The sequence below is a fragment of the Lacinutrix sp. Bg11-31 genome, assembly GCF_002831665.1.
Classification (GTDB): domain Bacteria; phylum Bacteroidota; class Bacteroidia; order Flavobacteriales; family Flavobacteriaceae; genus Lacinutrix.
Genome location: NZ_CP025118.1, coordinates 2,497,421 through 2,521,507, shown reverse-complemented (window position 1 = coordinate 2,521,507; position 24,087 = coordinate 2,497,421). Strand labels below are relative to the sequence as shown.

General features: G+C 31.7%; 26 protein-coding genes and 1 tRNA gene. 5 read left to right on the top strand and 22 right to left on the bottom strand.

Annotated elements, in window-relative coordinates:
• Positions 1–8: 8 nt before the first annotated feature.
• The 18 genes from CW733_RS11385 to CW733_RS11305 form a co-directional block, all read right to left on the bottom strand.
• Positions 9–338 carry a helix-turn-helix transcriptional regulator gene (locus CW733_RS11385; protein WP_100997296.1) on the bottom strand — a complete coding sequence of 110 codons (330 nt, stop codon included), beginning with the start codon at positions 336–338 and terminating at the stop codon, positions 9–11.
• Positions 339–428: 90 nt separating this feature from the next.
• Positions 429–878 (bottom strand): NINE protein, encoded by a 450-nt coding sequence (locus CW733_RS11380; RefSeq protein ID WP_100997295.1) that lies wholly within the window; start codon positions 876–878, stop codon positions 429–431.
• Positions 879–936: 58 nt separating this feature from the next.
• The gene (locus CW733_RS11375) at positions 937–1,323 is read right to left on the bottom strand and encodes a VOC family protein (protein WP_100997294.1); all 387 of its coding nucleotides are present in this window, start codon (positions 1,321–1,323) and stop codon (positions 937–939) included.
• Positions 1,324–1,422: 99 nt separating this feature from the next.
• Positions 1,423–1,878: a DUF1801 domain-containing protein gene (locus CW733_RS11370; protein ID WP_100997293.1), complete on the bottom strand. Its 456-nt coding sequence runs from the start codon at positions 1,876–1,878 to the stop codon at positions 1,423–1,425.
• A gap of 28 nt (positions 1,879–1,906) precedes the next feature.
• Entirely contained in the window at positions 1,907–2,845 is a 939-nt protein-coding gene (locus CW733_RS11365; protein ID WP_100997292.1) for a 2-hydroxyacid dehydrogenase, read from the bottom strand.
• A 201-nt stretch (positions 2,846–3,046) separates the two neighbouring features.
• Complete coding sequence (mgtE, locus tag CW733_RS11360; protein WP_100997291.1) at positions 3,047–4,429, bottom strand: magnesium transporter; 1,383 nt, start codon at positions 4,427–4,429, stop codon at positions 3,047–3,049.
• Between the two features lie 62 nt (positions 4,430–4,491).
• On the bottom strand, positions 4,492–5,301 hold the full coding sequence (gene rsmA, locus CW733_RS11355) for a 16S rRNA (adenine(1518)-N(6)/adenine(1519)-N(6))-dimethyltransferase RsmA (protein WP_100997290.1): 810 nt from the start codon (positions 5,299–5,301) through the stop codon (positions 4,492–4,494).
• A gap of 59 nt (positions 5,302–5,360) precedes the next feature.
• Positions 5,361–5,684, bottom strand: coding sequence for a DUF4286 family protein (locus CW733_RS11350; RefSeq protein ID WP_100997289.1), 324 nt, complete (start codon positions 5,682–5,684; stop codon positions 5,361–5,363).
• A 6-nt stretch (positions 5,685–5,690) separates the two neighbouring features.
• Entirely contained in the window at positions 5,691–6,200 is a 510-nt protein-coding gene (locus CW733_RS11345; protein WP_100997288.1) for a GNAT family N-acetyltransferase, read from the bottom strand.
• 76 nt (positions 6,201–6,276) lie between these two features.
• Entirely contained in the window at positions 6,277–8,052 is a 1,776-nt protein-coding gene (locus CW733_RS11340; RefSeq protein ID WP_100997287.1) for a tetratricopeptide repeat protein, read from the bottom strand.
• 179 nt (positions 8,053–8,231) lie between these two features.
• The gene (locus CW733_RS16710; protein ID WP_255411457.1) at positions 8,232–8,357 is read right to left on the bottom strand and encodes a hypothetical protein; all 126 of its coding nucleotides are present in this window, start codon (positions 8,355–8,357) and stop codon (positions 8,232–8,234) included.
• A gap of 154 nt (positions 8,358–8,511) precedes the next feature.
• On the bottom strand, positions 8,512–9,783 hold the full coding sequence (gene serS, locus CW733_RS11335; RefSeq protein WP_100997286.1) for a serine--tRNA ligase: 1,272 nt from the start codon (positions 9,781–9,783) through the stop codon (positions 8,512–8,514).
• Between the two features lie 193 nt (positions 9,784–9,976).
• A complete protein-coding gene (locus CW733_RS11330) occupies positions 9,977–11,287 on the bottom strand; it encodes an HTTM domain-containing protein (protein ID WP_100997285.1) in 1,311 nt (436 codons plus the stop codon).
• Entirely contained in the window at positions 11,277–12,197 is a 921-nt protein-coding gene (locus CW733_RS11325; RefSeq protein WP_100997284.1) for a bifunctional riboflavin kinase/FAD synthetase, read from the bottom strand. Before CW733_RS11325 ends, CW733_RS11330 begins: the two co-directional genes overlap by 11 nt.
• Before the next feature lie 81 nt (positions 12,198–12,278).
• Positions 12,279–14,381 carry a M43 family zinc metalloprotease gene (locus tag CW733_RS11320; RefSeq protein WP_100997283.1) on the bottom strand — a complete coding sequence of 701 codons (2,103 nt, stop codon included), beginning with the start codon at positions 14,379–14,381 and terminating at the stop codon, positions 12,279–12,281.
• A gap of 85 nt (positions 14,382–14,466) precedes the next feature.
• Positions 14,467–15,033: an aminoacyl-tRNA hydrolase gene (gene pth, locus CW733_RS11315; protein ID WP_100998800.1), complete on the bottom strand. Its 567-nt coding sequence runs from the start codon at positions 15,031–15,033 to the stop codon at positions 14,467–14,469.
• Between the two features lie 151 nt (positions 15,034–15,184).
• Entirely contained in the window at positions 15,185–15,799 is a 615-nt protein-coding gene (locus tag CW733_RS11310) for a 50S ribosomal protein L25/general stress protein Ctc (protein WP_100997282.1), read from the bottom strand.
• Between the two features lie 52 nt (positions 15,800–15,851).
• The gene (locus CW733_RS11305) at positions 15,852–16,793 is read right to left on the bottom strand and encodes a ribose-phosphate pyrophosphokinase (protein WP_100997281.1); all 942 of its coding nucleotides are present in this window, start codon (positions 16,791–16,793) and stop codon (positions 15,852–15,854) included.
• Between the two features lie 146 nt (positions 16,794–16,939).
• Between CW733_RS11305 and CW733_RS11300 the strand changes: the two genes are divergently transcribed.
• From CW733_RS11300 to CW733_RS11285, 4 genes are all read left to right on the top strand, one after another.
• Positions 16,940–17,021 (top strand) — tRNA-Leu (locus tag CW733_RS11300).
• 80 nt (positions 17,022–17,101) lie between these two features.
• The gene (locus CW733_RS11295) at positions 17,102–17,692 is read left to right on the top strand and encodes a HupE/UreJ family protein (protein ID WP_100997280.1); all 591 of its coding nucleotides are present in this window, start codon (positions 17,102–17,104) and stop codon (positions 17,690–17,692) included.
• Positions 17,693–17,877: 185 nt separating this feature from the next.
• A complete protein-coding gene (locus tag CW733_RS11290) occupies positions 17,878–18,309 on the top strand; it encodes a dCMP deaminase family protein (protein WP_100998798.1) in 432 nt (143 codons plus the stop codon).
• Between the two features lie 16 nt (positions 18,310–18,325).
• Positions 18,326–19,927: a S41 family peptidase gene (locus CW733_RS11285; protein WP_100997279.1), complete on the top strand. Its 1,602-nt coding sequence runs from the start codon at positions 18,326–18,328 to the stop codon at positions 19,925–19,927.
• On the opposite strand, the gene CW733_RS11280 is transcribed toward CW733_RS11285, so the two are convergent.
• The 3 genes from CW733_RS11280 to CW733_RS11270 form a co-directional block, all read right to left on the bottom strand.
• Complete coding sequence (locus CW733_RS11280) at positions 19,917–20,525, bottom strand: NAD(P)/FAD-dependent oxidoreductase (RefSeq protein WP_100997278.1); 609 nt, start codon at positions 20,523–20,525, stop codon at positions 19,917–19,919. The two genes, CW733_RS11285 and CW733_RS11280, sit on opposite strands and share 11 nt — an antisense overlap.
• Entirely contained in the window at positions 20,525–20,722 is a 198-nt protein-coding gene (locus tag CW733_RS11275; RefSeq protein ID WP_100997277.1) for a hypothetical protein, read from the bottom strand. The genes CW733_RS11280 and CW733_RS11275 overlap by 1 nt, the downstream gene beginning before the upstream one ends.
• Before the next feature lie 97 nt (positions 20,723–20,819).
• Positions 20,820–21,401: a MarC family protein gene (locus tag CW733_RS11270; RefSeq protein ID WP_100997276.1), complete on the bottom strand. Its 582-nt coding sequence runs from the start codon at positions 21,399–21,401 to the stop codon at positions 20,820–20,822.
• Positions 21,402–21,549: 148 nt separating this feature from the next.
• On the opposite strand from CW733_RS11270, the gene CW733_RS11265 reads away from it, so the two are divergent.
• Complete coding sequence (locus tag CW733_RS11265; RefSeq protein ID WP_100997275.1) at positions 21,550–22,116, top strand: DUF3109 family protein; 567 nt, start codon at positions 21,550–21,552, stop codon at positions 22,114–22,116.
• 3 nt (positions 22,117–22,119) lie between these two features.
• On the opposite strand, the gene CW733_RS11260 is transcribed toward CW733_RS11265, so the two are convergent.
• Positions 22,120–24,087, bottom strand: a complete 1,968-nt coding sequence (locus CW733_RS11260; RefSeq protein ID WP_100997274.1) for a tetratricopeptide repeat protein — start codon at positions 24,085–24,087, stop codon at positions 22,120–22,122.

Here is a 24,087-nt window from a genome sequence, read left to right as displayed (position 1 = left end):
AATACTGTTTATTCTTTAGAGCAGTTAACCTGTGTCTTTACAAAGAAGTCGTTTATTAAACGTCTAGACTCATTTAATTTATCCTGGTTTATACTATAAAACAGGTTTTTACCTTTAATGGTTTGTTTTAATAATCCCGTTTTTCTTATTTCGGCAAGATGCTGCGAAATAGTTGGTTGTGCTAATCCAATTGCTTTTACAAGACTATTACAGTTACAATCTTTGTTTAGGCTAATATGCTGAATAATTGATACTCTAGCAGGATGCCCAATCATTTTTGTAAAACTTGCTATTTGATTTTGCTGCTCGTCAAAAATGTGTTTTTTAGTAAAGCCCATTGTTTTATGTAATTGTGATATTGCAATATTACGTTTTATATTTAAACAAAAAACCGAATACTATAAAATATTCGGTTTTTTAATTTTTATTTAGAACCAAGGTTTTCTACCTACTTGGTAAGTATTGTAAAATTCTTCGTCTGTTTTAGTTATATACATTATACCTTCAACTAAACCTACTACACTTACTATCATTGTTGGTATACCACATAAAAAGAAACCTAACACGCCTACTACAGCCATAATAATACCTTCTTTAGTGTAACCTAAAATAAACTTATGAACTCCAAAAGCTCCTAATAATATACCTAAAACTCCAGCTAAAACTTTTTTGTTTTCACCAGTAGCGCCTGTAAATGCTTCTTTTGCACTATCGGTAAAATCACTAATAGTTTCTTTAGCATCGTCTGCAAATTCACTTGCTTTTTCTTTAGCATCTTCTGCTAATTCACTAGCCTTATCTGCTGCTTTTTTTGCACCATCTTTTGCGTCTCCTAACATATCGTCAAGACCGTCTTTTAAATTTTTTTCGTCAGACATTATTTTTTGTTTTAGTAGTTGATTAATTATTCTTTAAAAGTACTAAAAAAAGGGTTGCCTACAAAAAAGCCTTATCTATTGGTTCCCAGAGTTCTATCTTGTTACCATCATTATCTAAAATCCAACCAAATTTCCCGTAGTCGTATTCTTCAACTTTTCCAACAATAGTAACGCCTTCTTCTTTTAAAGCAGCTAATAGTTCGTGTAAGTTTTCTACACGATAATTAAACATGAACTCTTTTTTTGAAGGCTCAAAATATGTTGTATCGTCCTTAAAAGGAGACCATTGTGTCGAGCAATCCTTTCCTTCTTTATCTTTTGTCCAGAAAGTACAACCATAATCGTCTGTATTAAAACCTAAATGTTTACTGTACCAATCTTTTGCTGCTTTTGGATCTTTACTTTTAAAAAATAATCCTCCAATTCCTGTAACTCTTTTTTTCATAAAAACTATTTTGTTTTTATTCCCTTGAAAAAGGGAATCTAGTTATAATTTATTTCAGAATTTCACAAATTGAATTCCTGAATAGTATTAAACTAATAATTATTTCTTAATTGCTTTCTCGTAAATTTCTATCCATTGTTCTACACTCATTTTACTAAGAAGTTCCTCGATTAAACTATAAGGAATATCGTCTGTTTTTTTAAACCTAATACAGCTTTTTCCCATGTCTAGTTTGTATTTGCAATGTTTAGGATATTCTGTTACAAACCAATCGTGCAGCTCTTTTTTAGCGTACATTCCTGAATGATATAATGCTATAAAATTTTTCTGAGAAGCTACATTTATAAATGGTAAAGGTGGAAATGGTTTGCAATGGTATCCATTTGGGTAAATAGATTTTGGCACATAGTAAGCTAACATTCCATAACTCATTCCTGCCTCTAAGCCTTTTGGCATGTGCTTTATTATAAGGTTGTTTAACTTTGTAATTGCTTCTTTTCTGTCTTCGGGAAGTTGCGCAATATAATCTTCGGGAGTTTTTGCTTTAGAGGTCATTTTGCTTAAAGTTAGTTAAAGCATAAAGTTAATAAAATTCTGCTTTAATCTTATCGACTATAGTTTGTGCCAATTTTTCTTTGCTTTCAATAGTCCAACCAGCGACGTGAGGTGATAATAACACGTTTTCAGACTGAATTAAATATTTAAAAGCCTCTGGCATATTATCGTGGCTAAACAGATTTTCGAACGATGCTTTTTCGTATTCCAAAACATCTAATCCTGCTCCTAAGATTTTACCACTTTTTAATGCAGAAACTAAATCTGAAGTGACTACACTTTTGCCTCTTGCTGTATTAATTAACCAAAAGTTTTTTTTAAACGAATTGATAAACGTTTGATTAACCATACCAACAGTTAAAGCTGTTTCTGGTGTGTGTAGACTTAAAACATCTGCTTTTTGTTGAAGTTCTTCTAGCGATACTTGTGTTGCATTATCATCTCCAATATTTGGTTTTAGGTCGTAACAAAGTACTTGCACATCGAAACCGCGAAGTTTTTTTGCGAATGCTTTTCCCATGTTTCCGTAGCCAATAAGTCCTACAGTTTTACCATCTAATTCTAGTCCACGATTGTCTTCGCGCAACCATTTGCCTTCTCTAACTTCACTATCTGCTTTGTTAAGTTTATTGAATAAAGATAGGAGCATAGCTAGACTATGTTCGCCAACGGCATTTCTATTGCCTTCTGGAGCTGCAATTAAGGTTATTCCTTTTGATTGAGCATAATCGCAGTCTATGTTTTCTAATCCTGCGCCTACGCGACCTATAAATTTTAAGTTTTTGGCTGAATCTATAAATTCACGATTAATACTAAAACGACTTCTAATAATGAAACCATCGTATTCGTGAATTATCTTTTGAATGATTTCTTTTGAATCTGAATAGTTTTCATGATTAGTAAAACCTAAATCGTTTAATTGGTTTATTAATAAAGGATGATTTGAATCTAAGTGAAGGATTTTCATATTAAAAGGTATTGCCTATTCGTTTTATTTTTTTTTGACTGAACTATTTTTATTAAACAGCTTTTAAAGTTACGAAGATTTGCGTTAAGGATGGAACGGCATGTTTGAGCTCTTTTTTGTTTTTCTCAAAAAAAGCGAGTAGTGACAGCCTGACCTTTAGGTAACGCCCAAAAAAGTAAAATTTGTTACAAGCAAAATATATTAAAAACCTAAAATAAATTTAGCAATTAAAAAGTAAGTTAAGATACCAAATACATCGTTACTTGTAGTGATAAATGGTCCTGTTGCAACAGCAGGATCGATACCTCTTTTGTCTAAAAATATTGGTACAAATGTGCCAATTAACGCAGCCATAACAATAACAGCAACTAAGGCAATGGCAATGGTAATTGAAACGTTGTATGGTGTGCCAAAAGCAAAATGGGTGATTAATAGGCCTATTATTGCAATAGCAAAACCGTTTACTAAACCTAAAAGAAATTCTTTAAAAAGGCGTTTTAAAATATTACCATCGAGACTGTTATTTGCAAGTGCTTGCACTACAATTGCCGACGATTGTACACCTACATTTCCGGCAGTTGCTTGAATTAATGGGACGAAACTAAGGAGTACTATAAAATCTCCCATACTATCGTTAAAGGATTCTATAATACTTGCAGCGCCTAAGCCACCAAACATACCAATTAAGAGCCAAGGTAGTCTTGCTATTGTTAGTTTTTTAATACTATCGTCTGCTTCTACATCTCGCGAAATACCGGCTGCCATTTGGTAATCTTTTTCGGCTTCTTCTTTTATTACATCTACAATATCGTCAATGGTAATTCTACCAACTAATATCTTGTTTATATCGACTACGGGAATGGCTTCCAAGTCGTATTTTTGCATGATTCTGGCGACTTCTTCTACATCTTCATTAACATCTACATAGTCTACTTTTGGTACGTAAACTGTAGAAATATGAGCTCGTGGAGAGGCCATTAACAAGTCTTTTAAAGATAAGCGACCTATTAGTTTTTCGTCTCCATCGACAACATAAATTGAGTGTACTCTTGTTACGTTTTCTGCTTGTGCTCGCATCTCTCTTACACATTCTGTTACAGTCCAGTTCTCGTTTACTCTTATTAACTCTTTTGCCATTAATCCTCCAGCAGTATCTTCGTCGTAAGTAAGAAGTTCCTGGATTTCGGCTTTGTGTTCTGCATCTTCAATGTATGCTATAACTTCTTCTTGTCGTTCTTCGGAAAGCTCCGAAATCATATCAGCAGCATCATCTGTATCAAGCTCCTCTATTTCCTCTGCAATTTCTTTTGTAGATAGTGTTGCTAAGATTTTCTCACGATCATCTTCATCCATTTCCATAAGGATTTCGGATGTTTTTTCACTATCTAAAAGTCTAATAATGTATGAGGCTTGATCTGTGCTTAGATCTTCAAGTATTTCTGCAATGTCTGCGTGGTGGTACTCGTTTAGCAGGTCTAAAATACCGTTATCGTTTTTAGAATCTACTAATTGCTCTACGTTTTCAATAAGCTGGTCGTTTATTGAGAATTTGATATTTTCGTCTTGTTCTTCCACTAAAAACATTTTTAATATTTTCCAATATGTTACCTCAAGTTTTGCCTAAAGGTTTTGGTAAATATTTGGTATTAATCTATTTGCTTTTCGTCTTTTTCTATTAAACTTGTTAAATCAATAAAAGCTTGAACATCTAGCTGTTCAGGACGTTTGTCAAATATAACATTTGCTTTTAAATTATCGCTTAATTCGAGTGTTTTTAAACTGTTACGTAATGTTTTTCTGCGATGCATAAAGGCTTGTTTTACTACTCTAAAAAATAGTTTCTCGTCGCATGGTAAACTAAAATCGGCTTTACGAGTAAGCTTTAATACTCCAGATTCTACTTTTGGTGGTGGATTAAAAACGGTTGGTGGTACAGTAAATAAGTATTCAGCATTATAAAAAGCTTGCACTAAAACTGAGAGAATTCCATAAACTTTACTACCGTTTTGAGAGCAAATACGTTTTGCTACTTCTTTTTGAAACATCCCTGAAAATTCAGGAATTTGATGTCTTAATTCTAAAGTTTTAAAAACAATTTGTGTAGAAATATTATAAGGGAAATTACCACATATTGCAAAAGGTTCGTCTCCAAAGGTTTCTGAAATATCGTACTTTAAAAAATCTTTTTCAATAATTCTTGGTGCAAGATTTAAGTAGTTGTTTTTTAGATACTCTACACTTTCTCTATCTATTTCGATAGCGTAAAGTGTTATTGGTTTTTTTAGTAAAAATTTGGTTAGAACTCCCATTCCTGGACCAATTTCTAATACTTTGTCGTAACCTTCTAATGATAATGCATCACCAATTTGTTCTGCAATAGTTTCGTCTTCTAAAAAATGCTGACCTAAAAACTTCTTTGCTTTTACTTGGTGTGGATTGTGGAATTTTTTTGCCATTGGAGAATACTTTTTTAGATAAATTCTGCTTTAAATACAGAACAACAAAATTAACTCTATTATTTAATATCTACTGAATATTCATCTATAACTTCTAGTTCTGTTCTAAAAGCAAGCATTTTATCTGCAAATAATTTTGCGCCATTATTGCGTAAACGGTCTGCATCTTCTTTGTAATACAAGTCTAATGCTTCGCGAGAATGCGCTCTGTATTGAATAGAGTAGGTTTGTCCACCCATTTCTTCTTCTATTAAAACTTTAGTAAGTTTTGCCTCTTTAAACTTACCTGTTGCTAATACTTGTGGAATATGTTCTTTAATCCATATTAGCCATTGGTCGTGAGCACTATCGTCTATGTTTATTGTAACGTTGTAAATTATCATTTTATATTATAATTTTTTTGCAAATAACAGCAGTTCTTCGTTATCCTCAAAAGGTTTTACTTTTTTTTCAAAGTGAAAGCCTAATTTTTCTAACAATTTTATAGAATTCTTATTTATTTCTAGTGCTATTGCTACTATTTTTTCAATTTTAAATTTCTCTTTTGCTAATTTAATAATGGCTTGCGAGGATTCAAAACCAAATCCTAAACCTTCGTATTCTGGTAACATAGCAAAACCAAGATCAATATTTTCTAATGTATCTCTTTTAATTAGACCGCACGTTCCTACGGGTTTTAAACTTTCTTTTAAACGTAAAACATAAAAACCAAAACCATGGTTTTTATAACTATTTAAATGACTGTTTGTTATTCTTTCTTCAGCTTGTTTTATGGTTTTAATATTTCTTTCTCCAATATATTTTAACCAGTTTGGAGTATTCACTAATTCCATAAAGAAAGGCGCGTCTTTAATTGTAAACTCTGAGATTATTAGCCTGTTGGTTTCTGCAACTATCATGGTTTTGTGAGATTAATTTAAAAGATAATATTTTATGGTTATTTACCTGGCAATTGAAGACCGTTTGCTTGTCTAATCAATTAATTGCATCACCACGTAAAGCGCGATATTTCTTTCTAGATTCTACAAAATAAATACTATCTGCATGCTCAAAAATAATGCTTTCGTAAAGTGCTTTTGCTTTTTTAGGTTGCTCTAGCTTATTGGCGAATATTTCTGCTAAAGCATAAATAGCATCATCTACTAATATGCCCTCTTTAAATTCTAAAATAATACGTTCGTAATTTTCCTTTGCTTTATTAAATTGCTCTTTTTCTTCAAACAATTGTGCTTGTTTTAAAAGTGTTTGTGCAACAATAGCTTCTGTTTTATGGTCTTTTAAAATAGTATTTAAGAGCGTGATAGATTCCTCTTTTTTATTCTGAAAGGCAAACAAATCTGCTTTAGCATACAGTTTTAAAGCGGTTTGTAAAGAATCTTCAGATTTGTTGTCTCCTATTAATAATTTTAAATCTAAAGCATCGTTTGCAGTAAGCTGTGATGTAGATGCTTTTAATATTTTAAGCTGAGATTCTGCCCATTTAAAATCGCCTTTATAGTAACTTGTTTTAGCTACTTTAAAACGCGCTTCTTGAGAAATAGTGCTATTTTTAAGACTACGCTGTATTTGAGTATAGTAAATTAATGCTTCGTTAAATTTTTCTTCTAAAACGAGAATATCACCTAGCTCCAACTTAATTTGTGCTAACTGGTAATTACCAAGCTCAAGTTTTAAGCTGTCTTTTAAAAATGCAACTGCTTCATTAGTTTGGTCAAGATAGAATGCTAAAAAATGACCATAAGCAATCTGTAAGTCTATTGTTCTTCCTGTTTTTCCAAAAGTTTCTAATAAAGTTAAATAACTTTCGTTTATCGCTTTGTAATCTTTTTTGGTTGCTTGTTCTGTTTCAATTTGAAGAAGATTGTAATGCCCATTAATTTTAATATCTATATCCTGAGTATTGTCTACAATAAATTGAAATATCTCTTTAGCGACTTCTGGTTGTTTTTGTGTGTATGCAATATTTGCTAATTCTTCTACGCGATCTAAAGATTCCATTTGCCTTTTATAAATAGCCTTTTCTTGTGTAAAAGCCTTTTTATAGTCTTTTTGCTGTATAAATAACCAGCTCAACAAATCATTCCATTTTAAATCTGGATCTGTTTGGATTTTTTTAAGGATAATTTTTCTTAAAATAGTATTGTTTTCATTGTCTTTATTTTCACTTATAAAACTACTAAATTCTCTTTTTATAGTGTTTATATAGGTTATATTAATTTCAGAAAACTCAATGTAACTGTTAAACATTTTTTCAATATTACCTTGCTCTCCATAAATACGAGCTAGTTGCATATTGTAATTTAATCCTGGTTTTGCAACCATCGCTTTTTTATAAGTTTCAATAGCTTGGTCTAAAAGCGAATAATCTTCAAACGTACGCCCAATTATTCCAGCATAGTTAGGCTTTAATTCTAATTCATGTAATGCTTTTTGGTAATTAATATTAGCATTTAAAGTGTCGTTTTGTAGTTTGTAATTGTAACCCAATTCTATAAGTGCTGGAGGATAATTTACAAGAGTAGTGTATTTTAAAAGTAAGGCTTCTGCTTCTTTGTATTGTTCTAACTGCTGATGTGTTTTTACTAACGCGCTTAAATATTTTCTATCTTTTATGTTTTTAGAATATAGTTTTTGGTAAGAAATCAAGGCTTTTTCAAATTTACCTTTTTTAAAATATTCACGCGCAACAATATCCTCTTGCGAAAACGCATTGAGGCTAAATAAAAAACATAAAATAAAAAGTAACCGCATAAAAAGTCTTTCCGTAAATATAGCAAATGTTATGCCTTAAGCAGTAAAATTAAAATATAAGACAAAAAAAATGCCTGAAATTAATCAGGCATTAGCCAATCTAAATAAATGTGCTATTAATCATTATATTTAACGATTCAATTACTCGACTGGGAATCTTTGTAATTTGAAAACTAATTTTATTTACTTACCATTACAATGGTAGTTGTTTTGTCTATTATAAGTTTGTCGAAATCCGACGCAAAAACTTTCATTGCTAAAACAATTAACGCAGCAAGTAGGAATAAGCGTTTAAAATTTTTCATTTTACTAGTTGTTTTGTTTTGAGAATTATAAATATGATATAAATATTCCTAAAAAAGAAATAAAAATCAGATTATTCGTTAAACAGCTTATTTTTTTATCTCTTTATCGTGTTTTTTTAAAATACAGAGCGATTTTGTAAGAAATATTACACTATTAATCAATGATAGAAAAACCAGTATAAGGCACTAAAGCTTCAGGAATTTCAATCCCTTTTTCTGTTTGGTAGTTTTCTAGAATTCCAGCTAAAACTCGAGGTAATGCTAAAGAACTTCCGTTTAGTGTATGCGCTAATTCATTCTTACCATCACTATTTTTAAAACGAAGTTTTAAACGGCTTGCTTGGTACGTTTCAAAATTAGAAACACTAGAAATCTCTAACCAACGGTCTTGAGCAGTCGAGAATACTTCAAAATCGTAAGTCATAGCAGCAGGAAAACCAGTATCTCCACCACATAATCTTAAGATTCTAAACGGTAATTTAAGCTCGCGTAAAATACCTTTTACATGCTCAATCATATCTTCAAAAGCTTTGTAAGAGTTATCTGGATGTTCCACTCTAATAATTTCAACTTTATCAAACTGATGTAATCTATTTAAACCACGAACGTGTGCACCATAACTTCCAGCTTCACGCCTAAAACAAGGTGTGTAACCTGTAATTCCAATAGGTAGTTCACTTTCATTTAATAAAACATCTCTAAAAATGTTTGTTCCAGGTACTTCTGCAGTTGGAATTAAATATAAATCGTCTCGAGAGTCATGATACATTTGCCCTTCTTTATCAGGTAATTGTCCAGTACCATAACAAGACGCCTCGTTTACTAAATGCGGTAATTGGTATTCTGTATAACCAGCAGCAGTATTTTTATCTAAAAAATAAGCGATTAAAGCACGCTGTAACCTTGCACCTTTTCCTTTATACACAGGAAATCCTGCTCCAGCAATTTTAGTCCCTAACTCGAAATCAATAATGTCGTACTTTTTTGCTAACTCCCAATGTGGTTGCGCACCATCGTATAATTTAGGAATGCTACCTTCGTTAAAAATCTCTTCGTTATCCTCTTCAGATTTTCCTGCAGGAACACTTTCATGAGGCACGTTTGGTAATTTATATAGTAAGCCTTGCAGTTTTTCTTCAGCAGCACTTAAATCTTCAGATAATGTTTTAGAATCCTCCTTTAAAGCACTCGTTTTTTCTTTAAGCAGGTTTGCTTCATCAGCTTTTCCAGATTTGTACAAGTTTCCAATTTCCTTAGAAAGCGTATTAGATTCGGCTAAAGTGTTATCTAATTTAGTTTGTAACGCACGACGTTCTTCGTCTAAATTAATTACTTCTTCTACTAAATCTTTAGCATCAAAATTTCGTTTTGCCAAACCTGTAATTACAGCTTCTTTGTTGTCTCTAATAAATGGTACTTGTAACATATTTTTTGTTTTTGCTTGTAATGAACTTACTTAATTGGGCGTTACCTAAAGGTCGGGCTGTACACTATATCTTTTTTAATAAAAATAAAAAAGGATGCCGTTTCCATCCCTAACGCGAAATCGTAACTCTTGTTTTAAAGTGGTAAAAATAGTAAGATTTTGTTAGCCAAAAAACAAGTATTGGTAATTGTTTTTATTTTGAAGGTAATATCCAGTCGTTATGTGTAAAGTAATTCCATTCTACATTTGCAAGATCTACTTTTTTGTCAATAAATGCTTTTTGCGGTTTGCCGTTTACACTTATTCTAGAATTAACAAAAACCTGTATGTCTTCGCCTTTATTTTTGTATTCTTTTTTTAAATATTGTGCAAATTGCCACATGCCATCTGGTTTAGCGCTTACCAAACGAATTTGTTTTTTTGTAAGATAGGAGTTTAAGTTAATTGGTGTTTCTGCTTTAGTGTTAATATTAACAACCTTAAAACTAGTATAACCAGACTTAGAACGTAACATCATACGCCAAGATAGCCTATGGCCTTCTTCGGTCCATAAAACATCATCTTCAATAAAATGATGACGTATTGGTAATAGTATCTGAATAATAAAATAGAGGCTTCCTAAAGTTACTAAAATTGGTTTGTAACTTGGTATTACAATTTCGGCTTTGCTATAATATTCTTTTCCTTTCAAAAAAATAGTTCTAATCGTTTCAGGACTAAAAAAGAATAATGAAAAGGCTAAAGATAAATAAGGGAATACACCAACCTGAAAAACAAAGGAGTTAAATAAATGAAAGAAAATTGAAGCAAAAAAAGCATACTTTCTAGTGCGTTTAAAAAGTAATAAAGGAATAATTAAACCATCAAATATAATACCACCATAACCAACAAGATATGGCATAAAACTATTTTGTAAAAAGCCACCAATAATAGGGTAATTTACTTTGCCTTGCATAAGTATTGTTGGCATAGTTAAATCTAGCCAGTCTGGATACATCTTTGCTTTGGATGCGTAAGTGTAGAGTATTAATAACTGAATTACAAATATCCATTTACACCAAGCAGGCATCGAGATGCTTTTTATTTTAGGGTTCAGTTTTACATCTATAGATGCATATTTGTTTGCAGGTAAAATAACCATAAAAGCACTTAGTAAAACCAATAAATAATAATGGTTATTATAAGACGTTTTTTGCATAAAATAAACAGAACTCCACATTGTAAAAAACATAAACGCGCTCAATCTATATTTATAGCCTAGCATTATAAGTAAGCCAAAACTACCCATAACCACATAATATATATACATCCAATTTCCTGGTAATGGTTGTAACCATCCGAAACCTAAAAAAGTAAATGTAAATTTAGGCTCTACAAGTGTTCGTGTTATCCATCCTGTAAAAATGGCACCAACAGATTCTAAAAAACATAACAGCCCAAAAATAATTCTAAAAACTATTAAAGCGCTATTGTCTATATGTTTAAAAAGAAATTTATTGAGCATGATTACTTATAAACTGTAAAGCGTTGGTTTTATCTTTTAATAGTTGTTGCTTAAGCGTATCAATCGATTCAAATTTTTCTTCATCACGAAGCCTTTCTAATAGCTCGATGGTTAATGTTTTATTGTATATCTTTTTTTTAAAATTAAAAAAATGAACTTCTATTGTTTCCGTTTTTCCATTAACAGTTGGGTTTGTGCCAATATTCATCATGCCAAAAACGGTTTCTTTATCGATGATAGATTTAACGACATAAACACCTTGTTTTGGTATTAGTTTGTAATTTTCACTAATCTTAATATTTGCAGTAGGGAAATCTATTGTTCTTCCCAAACCTTTACCCCTAACAACGTTTCCTGAGATAATAAACGGGTAGCCTAAAAAACTGTTTGCAGTTTGTATATCTCCTTCGGTTAATGCTGTTCTAATTTTAGTAGAGCTTACTGCTACATCGTTTATATCTTGAGCTGTTATTTCTTCTACCTCAAAATTATAATGCTTACCAAAAGCTCTCAAATCGTCAATATTAGCAGTTCTGTTTCTACCAAAATGATGATCGTAACCTATTATTACATGTTTTACATTTAATTGTTTAACTAAAATGGTTTCAACAAATTCCTCAGCGGTTAATCGAGAAAATGCTTTAGTGAATTTTTTAACTACTAAATTTTCAAGACCAAACTGTTTAAGTATTTGTTCTTTTTCATTTAAAGTATTTAAGAGTTTTATGTCTGCATCTTTTTGCAGTACCATTCTTGGATGTGGAAAAAAAGTAAGAATTGTTGGTGTGAGATCCTTAAGTTCTCCAACTTCAATAAGGCGCTCAATTATTTTTTGATGCCCAATATGCACACCGTCAAAGGTGCCAATGGTTACTACTGTATTTCTTTTTTCGATTAGATCTGGTTTCAACGCTTAACAATTTAATTACAAAAATAGAAAAAGCGGATTGAAATTACTTTCAATCCGCTTTTAAATATTTAATGAGTAAAATTACTCTTTAATAAACTTTATTGTTTTTGATGCATTAGCTGTGTTTAATTTTAAAAAGTAAACACCATTAGCAATTGCGCTAACATTTATTGTTTCTAAGTTAGTTGAAGCAGTTATTACTCTTTTACCAGTAACACTATATACTTCAACGCTTTCTAGAGTTGTCTCTAATCCTTTTATGTTTAATATGTCATTTGTAGGGTTAGGGAATATTGAAACTCCAGATAAACCAAACTCATCTACGCTTAATGCTGCTAAAACATTAAGTGTATAATCTTCAGTTTCTCCGTCATGAGCATTATCACAAGCTACAGGAGCATTTGCTCCTCCAGTGTTACCTGCCCATTTTGTAATAACACGCATAACTGTTGTTCCTACTGTAGCTCCAGCAGGTATAGTAATTGCAAATGGAGAACCTGAACTTGGTCCATGGTCTACATTTTGAGATTCACCAAGATCATATTCTTCTCCTGCGTCATTAAAACTACAATTTTGGTTCCAGTCAATCCATACTTTGGTACTTACATAATAATTACCATCAGTATTTACATTAACAGTTAAAGCATGTGAAGTTTCTTTAATTACGTCAGTAGACATTGCTGTAAAATCTGAATAGCCATTATCCACATCGTTAGGATGACCAGGGTTATTATTTAAATTAATAATTGTATTAAAAATAACACCTGTTGTGCTCGTTAAATAAGTGTCTGTAGAGTTACCAACAGAAGCACAAGGTCCAGCTGCTGCAGTTAAAGTAAAGCAATTAGAATCTGTATCATTACAAGCACGAGCATCTCCTGCTGTAGATACAGATACATTAATATCATGATTACCTGTAGAAGATGTCATTGAAGGTAATGTTACTATTTCAGACTCTCCATAAGCTAGAGCTCCAGACCAAGTATAATTTGTTGATGTACCATTATCTATATCGTAAGCAATTGTTGCTGTTGTTAATGTTGCTGTTCCCCAGTTAGTAATAATAACAGCAGGATTTAGTTCTGTTCCGCAAGCTACGTTAGTACTTTCTACGGCAATTTCAACGTCTGTAGCTACAGATGTTGGAGGAGTGGCAGCATTAGATGTTGTTAAACCACTTCTTACATTTGCCAAAACTGCTTGAACTCTATCTTTTTGCCCTTGAGTATATGTGTTCATACATGTATCATCTGTGTAGTCCATGTAGTTTTCAACCATATCTACACCAGCATCAGTAGGGCAGCTATCTGTTCCTGCAGGACATCCAAAATTTGGAGTTGCTACAGCAGGAGTATCTGCTACTTGGTCACCACCAGTACAACCACCTTGAAAAGTGTGGAATAATCCTAAATAGTGTCCAACTTCATGAGTCATAGTACGACCTTTATTATAAGGTGCGTTTAAAGGGAATGTTCCATAATCTGAACTACCAAATGTTGTATAATTAGAAACTACACCATCAGTAGTTGCTCCTCCACCTGGAAATTGAGCGTAACCTAATAATCCTCCATTATTAAAAGCTACAGACCACATATTCATGTATTGAGAAGAGTCCCAAATTGAAGCAGGTTTTAAAACTTGCATTTGTGCAATTAAATCGTTAGTAATTTGGTCGTTATTGGCTCCAACACCAGTAATACCATCTTGACAAATATTAACTCTATCTATTCCATTTGTTGGACAGCCATCTGGCGTACGTTGTGCTAATACAAATTGAACTTCTGAATCAACTCCACCCATAGTACTTTGACCTGGCGTACCCATCATCATTCTAAAGTCTTCATTCATTACTGTAATTTGAGAAACAGCTTGATCGTATGAAATGTTTGGTCCTGTTCCTATTGGTTCTCCATTATGGAATACATGTATAACTACAGGTATAGTTACAACAACCATCCCATTTGAGTTTGAGGTTCTTAAAGCTTTAGCTTTAGCTATTTCAGTAGCTATTTTAGATTTAAAAGAATCACTACCCATCATATTTGGATTGTCTTCTAATAATTGAGCATTGTATAGATCAGATCCACATTTATTGATTTGATCACCAGTTTTGCTTTGCGCTAACACTAGAGTGGGTAAGCAAAACAATGTAAGGAGTAATAGTTTGAAAGTAATTTTTTTCATGTCAATATGGTATAAATTAATTATGTATTAAAATTTTCATAAAAATAGTAAAAATTTGTACTATAAAGAAATTCTTGATGTTAATTTATTTTCCATTAAAACCATTCATAGTGTTGCTTATTCCTGCTAGGCCAAAAGATTTTATTATTTCTATCCCTTTTTCTAAACGTTCGTCTAATTTACTGTTTTCTTCATTAGTCCATTCTCCTAAAACATAATCGACTTGTCTACCTTTTGTAAACGCATCACTAATACCAAATCTAAAACGATTGTACTTTGTAGTGTTTAGCTTGTCTTGAGTGTCTTTTAAGCCATTATGCCCACCATCACTTCCTTTTGTTTTTATGCGAATACTCCCAAATGGAAGGTTTAAATCGTCTGTAATAACTAATAAATTTTCTAAAGGAATTTTTTCTTTAGTTAGCCAATATAAGATTGCCTTTCCACTTAAATTCATATAAGTATTTGGTTTCAACAAAATAAAAGTTCTACCTTTTAATTTATAAGTGGCAATATCTCCTAGTTTTTGAGTTTCAAAAGTTAATGCTTCAGTTTTAGCAAAATTATCTAATACTTTAAACCCAATATTATGGCGTGTATTTGCATACTTTTCGCCAATATTTCCTAAGCCAACAATTAAAAATTTCTTCATAAGGTCTTGTTCTTCACTAATGCTTGCTTTCTTGTTTTTTTTGAAAAATTGAATAATACAGTCAAACATATTTAGAATTATTTTAGTAAAAATAAAAAAGCATCCTGAATATTTCAGGATGCTTTAATAATTTTTTTAAAAGAATGAATCTTTATTCAGCTGCAGCTTCTTCAGGTGCATCTCCTTCTTCTCCTTCTTCATCTTCGTCTACTGTAATAGCAGCTCTAGAACGTCTTACTAAACACACAACAGTATTGTCTGGGTGCATGAATGTGTAATCTTCAGATGCTAATTTACTGATGTAAAGTTTGTCACCAATTTTAAGATCTTCGATGTTGGCATCGATAAAATCTGGTAAGTTTCCTGGTAAAGCTTTAACTCTTAAGCTACGTTTGTTTTTACGTAAAACACCACCATTTTTAACTCCTCTTGGGTTCCCAACATAGTTTACTGGAATATCCATAGTAATTTCTTTATCCTCGAATACTTGGTAGAAATCTACGTGTAAAATTCTATCTGTAACTGGGTGAAATTGGATGTCTTGTAGAATAGCATTAAAAGTGTCTCCACTGGCTAATTCGATTACAACTGTATGCGCATTAGGTGTGTACACCAATTTTGAGAATGCTAATTCAGCTGCTGAAAAATGTACTGATTTGTCTCCTCCGTATAATACGCAAGGAACCTGACCAGCATTACGTAAGGCTTTAGTTGCTTTGCCGCCCACGCTTTCTCTTTGAGATCCGTTGATTGTAATTGACTTCATTTTTGTTATTTAAATTTAATTATTAATATATTTATTTGGATAACCTAAAGGGTTACATTAAAAATTTAGAGCTTATAGATTTATTGAAATGTACATTATGCATTACTTCTGCAAATAAATTTGCACAACTTATAACTTTAATTTTTTTACTTTCTTGTTTTAGCGGAATAGAATCTGTTACAATTAATTCCTCTAATTTAGAATTTTCTATTCTTTCGTAAGCACTGCCAGATAATATTGGATGTGTACATATTGCTCTTACGCTTAGTGCACCGCGTTCCATCATTAAATCGGCCGCTTTTGTTAATGTTCCAGCAGTGTCAACCATGTCGTCTACTAAAACTACGTTTTTACCTGTTACGTCACCAATTAATTCCATGTGAGAAATCACATTAGCTTTGGCGCGTTGTTTATAACATATTACTACATCGCTTTCTAATGCTTTAGAATAGGCATAAGCTCTTTTGCTTCCACCCATATCTGGAGAAGCAATCATTAAATTATCTAAATTTAACTCCTTTAGATAAGGTAAAAATACAGTGGATGCAAATAAATGATCTACTGGTTTTTCAAAGAACCCTTGGATTTGATCTGCATGTAAATCCATGGTAATTATTCGAGTAGCTCCTGCTACTTCTAGCATTTTCGCAACTAATTTTGCTGCAATTGGCACTCTTGGTTTGTCTTTTCTATCTTGTCTTGCCCAACCAAAGTATGGTAAAACTGCTGTAATATGTCTTGCAGAAGCACGCTTTGCAGCATCAATCATTAATAACATTTCCATTAAATTTTCAGAACTTGGATTTGTAGATCCAATTATAAAAATTCTTGTACCACGAATAGACTCTTCGTAAGATGGCTGGAATTCACCGTCACTATAAGTCGATGTAATTACGTTACCTAATCGCACTCCGTAAGCTGCAGCAATTTTCTCGGCTAAAGCTTTACTTTGCGTTATTGAAAAAATTTTTGCGTCTGGCTTAGTATTTGGCATCGTAAAAATGTTTTAAAGTAGTGGAAAACACTACGTTATTTTTAATGAGGTGCAAATTTATAACTTTTTTTCATCTATGAAGCATAATCACTACTATTTTTAAGGTATTTACGCAAAAAAAGATATATTTTTGTATTCCAGTAATTGCTCAAATGGCGGAATTGGTAGACGCGTTGGATTCAAAATCCAATTTCTTCGGAAGTGTGGGTTCGATTCCCACTTTGAGTACAATAAAAAAAGCATTAACTTTATAGTTGATGCTTTTCTCTTTTTATTATATATTTACATCACCCAAAATATTATCTACAATGCTACAAGAGTTATGGTTTAACATACAGTATGGTATTAATCACGTACTAGATATTAATGCTTACGATCACGTTTTATTTTTAATAGTTTTAACAGTTCCTTATTTATTTAAAGATTGGAAACGTGTTTTTATGCTAGTAACTATTTTTACCGTTGGGCATACTTTATCACTTATACTTTCTACATATGGAGCAGTCAAGGTTTCTGGGGATCTTGTAGAGTTTTTAATTCCTGTTACTATTTTAATTGTTGCACTTTTTAATGTGTTTACCTCTGGAAAAGGAGCGCAGAAAGAGAAAATAGGTGTGCTTTTTATCTCAACATTGTTTTTTGGTTTAGTGCACGGTTTAGGTTTTGCTAGAGAATTTAAGCTGTTAGTAGGAGGAGAGAGTAATAAGCTTTTAACACTTCTTGAATTTGCTTTAGGTATAGAAATAGCTCAGGTAATAATTGTATTTATTATTCTGTTTTTGGGATATATTACGCAAACTGTTTTTAGGTTTACTAAACGAGATTGGATCATGGTTGTATCTGCAATAGTAGTAGGTTTGGTTATTCCTATGTTAATAAAGAGCCCTTTATTAAAATAGCATACGATAAAGTTTTCATAAATCTTCATAAATCTTCATTAATTGAATTGTAATTAAAATACTAACACGCTATATTCGTTGTTAGTAGTGTAGTATGCGCAATGAATTTTCTATATTTGATATTAAACTGAATGAACTTCGGGTATTTCAGTATTAAAAAAAATCAGAAAGACTTAATAGTAAATATGTCAAAAATTAAACAAAACAAATACGATAAAGCTTATTTAAGGATCGCAAAAGAATGGGGCAAATTATCGCATTGCGAACGTAAGCAAGTTGGTGCATTAATTGTAAAAGGACGCATGATTATTAGCGACGGTTTTAATGGTACTCCAACGGGTTTCGAGAACTATTGCGAAGACGACGAAGGTTATACAAAATGGTACGTTTTACACGCAGAAGCTAACGCTATTTTAAAAGTAGCATCATCAACACAATCTTGTAAAGGCGCAACTTTATATATAACATTATCACCTTGTAAAGAATGCAGTAAGTTAATACATCAAGCAGGTATAGTTCGTGTGGTTTATAAAGATGGATATAAAGACGATTCTGGTTTGATGTTTTTAGAAAAAGCAGGCATCGAAATTGTTAAAATTGAAGAGTTAACAGCTTAAAAAAAGTTTAATATAAATGAAATTAAAAAGAAAATACCTACCGTTACTTTTAGGGGCTGCAATTGCGGCTGGTATTTTTATTGGTGGCTCTTTGGATTTTAATGATAAATCTGATAGTTTATTTACCTCAAATAGTAAAAAAGACAAACTTAACAGACTTATAGATTATATAGATCATGATTATGTTGAAGATGTAAATACGGATAGTATAGTAGACGTTACAGTTAATGGTATTCTAGAAAACCTCGATCCGCATTCTGTTTACATACCTAAAGAAGATATGCAAAGCGTTACCGAGAACATGAAAGGCGATTTTGTTGGTATTGGGATTAGCTTTTATACACATAAAGATACTATTACCGTAATTAGAACTATAGAGAATGGACCTAGTGAACGTGCTGGTTTAAAAGGTGGAGATAGAATAATTACGGCTGATGGCGATTCGTTATTTGGAAGAGATTTAACAAATGGTGATTTGGTTAAAAAGCTCAAGGGTGAAAAAAACACAGATGTTACTTTAGAAGTTGTTAGAAAAGGAGAGGCTAAGCCGTTAAAATTCAAAATAACTAGAGGTAATATTCCAATTGTTAGTGTTGACGCTGCTTATATGTTAACAGAAACTCTAGGCTATATAAAAATTAACCGTTTTGCAGAATCTACTTATAAAGAATTTAAAAAAGCATTAACCAAACTTGAAAAAGCTGGAGCTACAGAAATTGCTTTAGATTTAAGAGAGAATCCTGGTGGTTTTTTAGGAATAGCAGAAAAAATTGTAGACGAATTTTTAGAAGATGATAAACTTATATTGTTTACTAAAAACAAAAGAGGTAAAATTGAAAAAAGTTTTGCCACACGTAAAGGATCTTTTGAAAATGGTCATGTTTATGTTTTAATAGACGAAAATTCTGCTTCAGCCAGCGAAATTGTAGCAGGCGCTTTACAGGATAATGATAAAGGGACTATTGTTGGTCGTCGTTCTTACGGTAAAGGTTTAGTGCAACGCGAAATGCAGTTGGGAGATGGAAGTGCTGTAAGATTAACCGTTTCTAGATATTACACACCAACTGGTCGTTCTATACAACGTGCTTACGAAAAAGGGAATAGAGACTATTTCGACGATTATTATTCTAGAATAGATAGTGGAGAGTTACTTGATCCAGAAAAAATTGAAATTGCAGATTCTTTAAAATTCACAACTCCAAAAGGTAAAATTGTTTATGGTGGTGGCGGAATAATTCCAGATGTTTTTGTGCCTTTAGACGAAGGCATGCAAAACGAAACCATAACTTTTTTACAACGACGTGGTTATATAAATAACTTTGCTTTCGAGCAATTGGAAAAAGACAGAACTGCTTTTGAAGAAATTGCTAAAGAAGACTTTTTAATTAATTTTGAAATTACAGATCAAGTGGTTCAGGATTTTCAAGATTATTTAAATGGAAGACGAAAAACTAATATTGTTTTTGTTGCTTATAAAGAAGAGATGAAGCAATATTTAAAAGCAGCACTTGCAGATCAGCTTTTTGGAAATGGCACTTATGAAGAAGTCTTAAACCAAAGAGATAACATGATTAATGAAGTTATAAACTTAAGTTTAAATAAAGAATTTACAGACTAGTTTTATCGTGAACCTTTGTCTGTTTTCCATTATTCCAAAGTGTTAAAATATCTGTAGCAACATGGGCTCCACTTCCAGAAGCTATTGCAAATTGGCTACGCCATCCTGCTAAAGTTCCTGCGACATATAAGTTTTCTTCAATTAAATGATTTGTGTTTTCAAGCCAGATTCTATCTTTTTCGATAGCAGCTCTTGGATGTGGTTTTGTATAGCTTTCTAAACCTTCGATGTTTAATAAATTGGTGTAACCAACTGCAATAACCACACGTTTAGTATTGTATGTTTTTTTATTTGTAGTGACTAAAAAACCTTCAGCTACTTTAGAAATTTTATTTACTTTTTCATTTTCAATTTGAAAAACCTCAGGATACAAGTCTGTTAATTGTTGTATGCCATCGATTAAAATATCTTTACCTAAAGTACCTGGTTTTAAGCCTAGTACATTATTAAATAAAGCATTTTGTAAGTGAGACGTTTTTTGGTGTATAATTATGGCTACTTTTTTATCTTCGGCAAATGGCTTTTTTAATCCAGAGCCTAAAACCAAAGCACAAGATAAGCCAGCTGCTCCACCACCAATAATTATAGTGTCTAACATTAGCCTTTGCTTTTTTCTTCTATCTTTTTAGAAACTCTTAAAACCTGAAGTAGTAAGATAGCACAAAGTGAAGCTAGTATAGTAATTGCGGCAATCATGCTTTCTCCTTGAAAAAATTCTTGAAAATTTAGTTTTGTTGCGTTGTAAATTATTAATACAACAGCGATAATATTAAGTACAAGTGTGAGTGTTTTCATGTGTCTATATATTTATTTTCAATTGTCACATGCTGTTTGTTATTATTAATTCCGATAGATAATAACGTTTTTAACAAGCTCGTTTCATATTGTAAAGTTAAGCAAAAAGAATTTTAACGTTATGAGCAAATAATTTAATTGAGATAGCTAATAGTATAACACCAAATACTTTTCTAATAATACTTATTCCATTCTGTCCTATAAAGCGTTCAATTCTACTTGATGTTTTTAGCACGATATATATTAAAATAACATTCATTAATACGGCAACAATAATGTTGCTTATTTCGTATTCTGCTCTAAGCGATAGTAGTGTAGTTAAACTTCCAGGACCTGCAATTAATGGAAAAGCTAATGGAAAAACAGAAGCAGTCATTGGGTTAGTGTCTTCTTCCTTATATAGTGTAATGCCTAAAATCATTTCTAGGGCAATAAAAAATAAAATAAAAGATCCTGCCACAGCAAAAGAACTTACATCTATACCAATAAGGTTTAATATACTTTTTCCTAAAAACAGAAAAGCAATTAATATTACTCCAGCAATAATTGAAGCCTTTTCACTTTGTATGTGTCCAGCTTTTTTGCGTAAGTCTATGATAATTGGAATGTTACCTACAATATCTATTACGGCAAACAGTACCATAAATACTGTAAATATTTCTTTAAAATCGAAATTCATAACTCAGTTTCTTAAATTTTCGGCAAAAGTACTCCTTAATAACAGATTTTCAATATTAATTTAATGTTAAATTTTAGTTGAAGTTTATTATCTTCTACTTGAAGAATTTCGCGCTATCTTTGTACTTTATTAGAGATTAAAAATAAGTATGTTTCAATTAGGAAAAACAATAGTTTCAGAGTCTATTATAGAAAACGATTTTGTGTGCAATCTTTCTGCATGTAAAGGTGCATGTTGTATTGATGGAGATGCTGGTGCACCATTAACAATAGAAGAAGCGCAAATTCTTAAAGACATTTATCCAAAAGTAAAACCGTTTTTAAGACAAGAAGGAATTGATGCTATCGAAGCACAAGGCACTTCTATAATAGCAGATTTCGATGAGTTAGAAACGCCTCTAATTAATGGGGCAGATTGTGCTTATGTTATTTTTGATGAAAGAAAAACTGCATTATGCGCTATCGAAGAAGCTTATAATCAAGGTGAGATAACATGGAAAAAACCTGTGTCTTGTCACTTATATCCTATTAGAATAAAGGATTATACAGAGTTTTCTGCTGTGAATTATGATAAATGGGAAATTTGCGACGATGCTTGTAGCTTAGGCAAAGAGCTTCAAGTGCCTGTTTATAAGTTTGTAAAAGAAGCATTGATTAGGAAATTTGGCGAAGATTGGTATACCGAATTAGAAAAAGTTGCTGCAACAATGAAATAGCTATTAAGCTGTTTTTAAACCATGTGTTTCTTTAATAGGGATTTCTATAATAACTTTAGTACCAATTGGTTTTCCGTTATTATATAGGTCTTCTATATTTAATTTATAGGAATTGGTGTAATTTTTAGAAAAATGCTCCAAACGTTGCTTGGTTAAATCAATACCTACAGATTTTCTTTTTAATAATTTTTTTTCTTTAATTTTTGCGGAAGCTTTTCTCCCTATACCATTATCTGTAATACATATGATTACAAAGTCTGAAGTTTTTTTAGAAACATGAATTGTCATTGTCTTGTCTTCTTTTTTAGAAGATAAACCATGCCATAAAGCATTCTCTAAAAACGGTTGAAGCACCAATGAAGGAATTTTAACGCTACCAATATCAATACCATTATCTACAGAATGACTGTAGCTTATTTCATTAGAAAAACGAATATTTTCAATATTCATATATAAATCCATAGTCTCTAATTCTTCGGCTAAAGAAATTTCTTTTTCAGTTGAAGCAATTAAAATTTTACGAATTAATTTAGAAAATTTGTTGAGGTAGTAAACCGCATTCTCTTTTTCGTTGTTAATAATATAAAGTTTAATGGAGTTAAGCGAGTTAAAAATAAAATGAGGATTCATTTGGCTGCGCAACATGTCTTGCTCTAAGGTTAAAATTTTCTTTTCGTTTTTAACTCGTTTATGTCTATTAAAAAAGAATAATCCAGCAACTAAGAGAAATAATGCAATAATAGTGGCAATAGCAGTTTTTCGGTTTTCGTCCAATTTTAAATTTGCTACTTCATTCTGTTTTGCCAAAAATTTTATTTGAGTATTTTTCTTTTCGGTTTCATATTCAAACCTTACGCTATTTATATATTGCGCATTCTCTTTATTTATTATGCTTTGTTCAACTTCTACTGCTGTTTTGTATTGTTTTAAGGCTAATGAAGGATTTCCTAATTTTTCATTTAACAAAGAAAGTTGCTTATTTGCGCTTGCAACAGAGGACATTAAATTATAGTTTTCTGCCATTTCTAACCCTTTCTCTAAATTTTGTTTAGCTAAAGTAGTCTTGCCTAATTGGCTTTGTGCCCAGCCAAGTGTTATGTAAGCAGATGCAATATAAAATTTATCACCTTTTTTTTCTGCTAAAGCTATTGTTGGTTCAATTATTTCTAGAGCAGCTTCAGGTTTGTTTTGCTTAACATAAATAGCGCCAATACTGTTTTTACAGATTACTCTGCCGATGTCGGAATCGATATGCTCATTATATTCTAAAGATTTAAAATAGCTTGCTAATGCATCTTCAAGTTTGTCGTGTGCTTCGTAAACAGCACCAATATTATGATAGTTTATAGCTAGACCTAGTTCGTTCTTTGCTGCAATTTCTATTGCGAGAGATTTGTTAAACTCTTCTAATGCTTGATCATATTGCCTAATACTTAGGTAAATATTACCCATACTATTATGGCTTACTGCAATACTTTTTTGAAGGCTTTTTGTTTTTACTGGTTGTGCTTCTGCAATTGCTAAAGCTTCTTGATGGTAATCTAAGGCTGAGCGCACATTGTCTTGTCTTCTATCTATTACACCAAGCATGTTAAGGCTAACAATCTTAAATTCTAATAAATTATGGTCTTTAGATATTTGTAATGCATTATTTAAAAATGTTCTCGACTTATTAAATAAAGATTTATTTCGGTATTGATTACCTAGCATAATATTAGCAAAACTTTGTCCTTGAGGATAATTTGCATCCTTACTTTTGTTTAATAATACACGCATTTTTAGAGTGTCGTACTTGTTTTTATAAATTACGTATTCTAAATCGCTATAATTTTTATGGTTTACTTTTATAATACTATCTGCAAATACATTAAAATCTTGTCTGTTTTTTTGAGCTTGAACTAGGGTAATAGTACATAACAATAAGAGTAATGTTAAGCAGTGGTTTTTATACAAGATGATTTTTAATGTCAT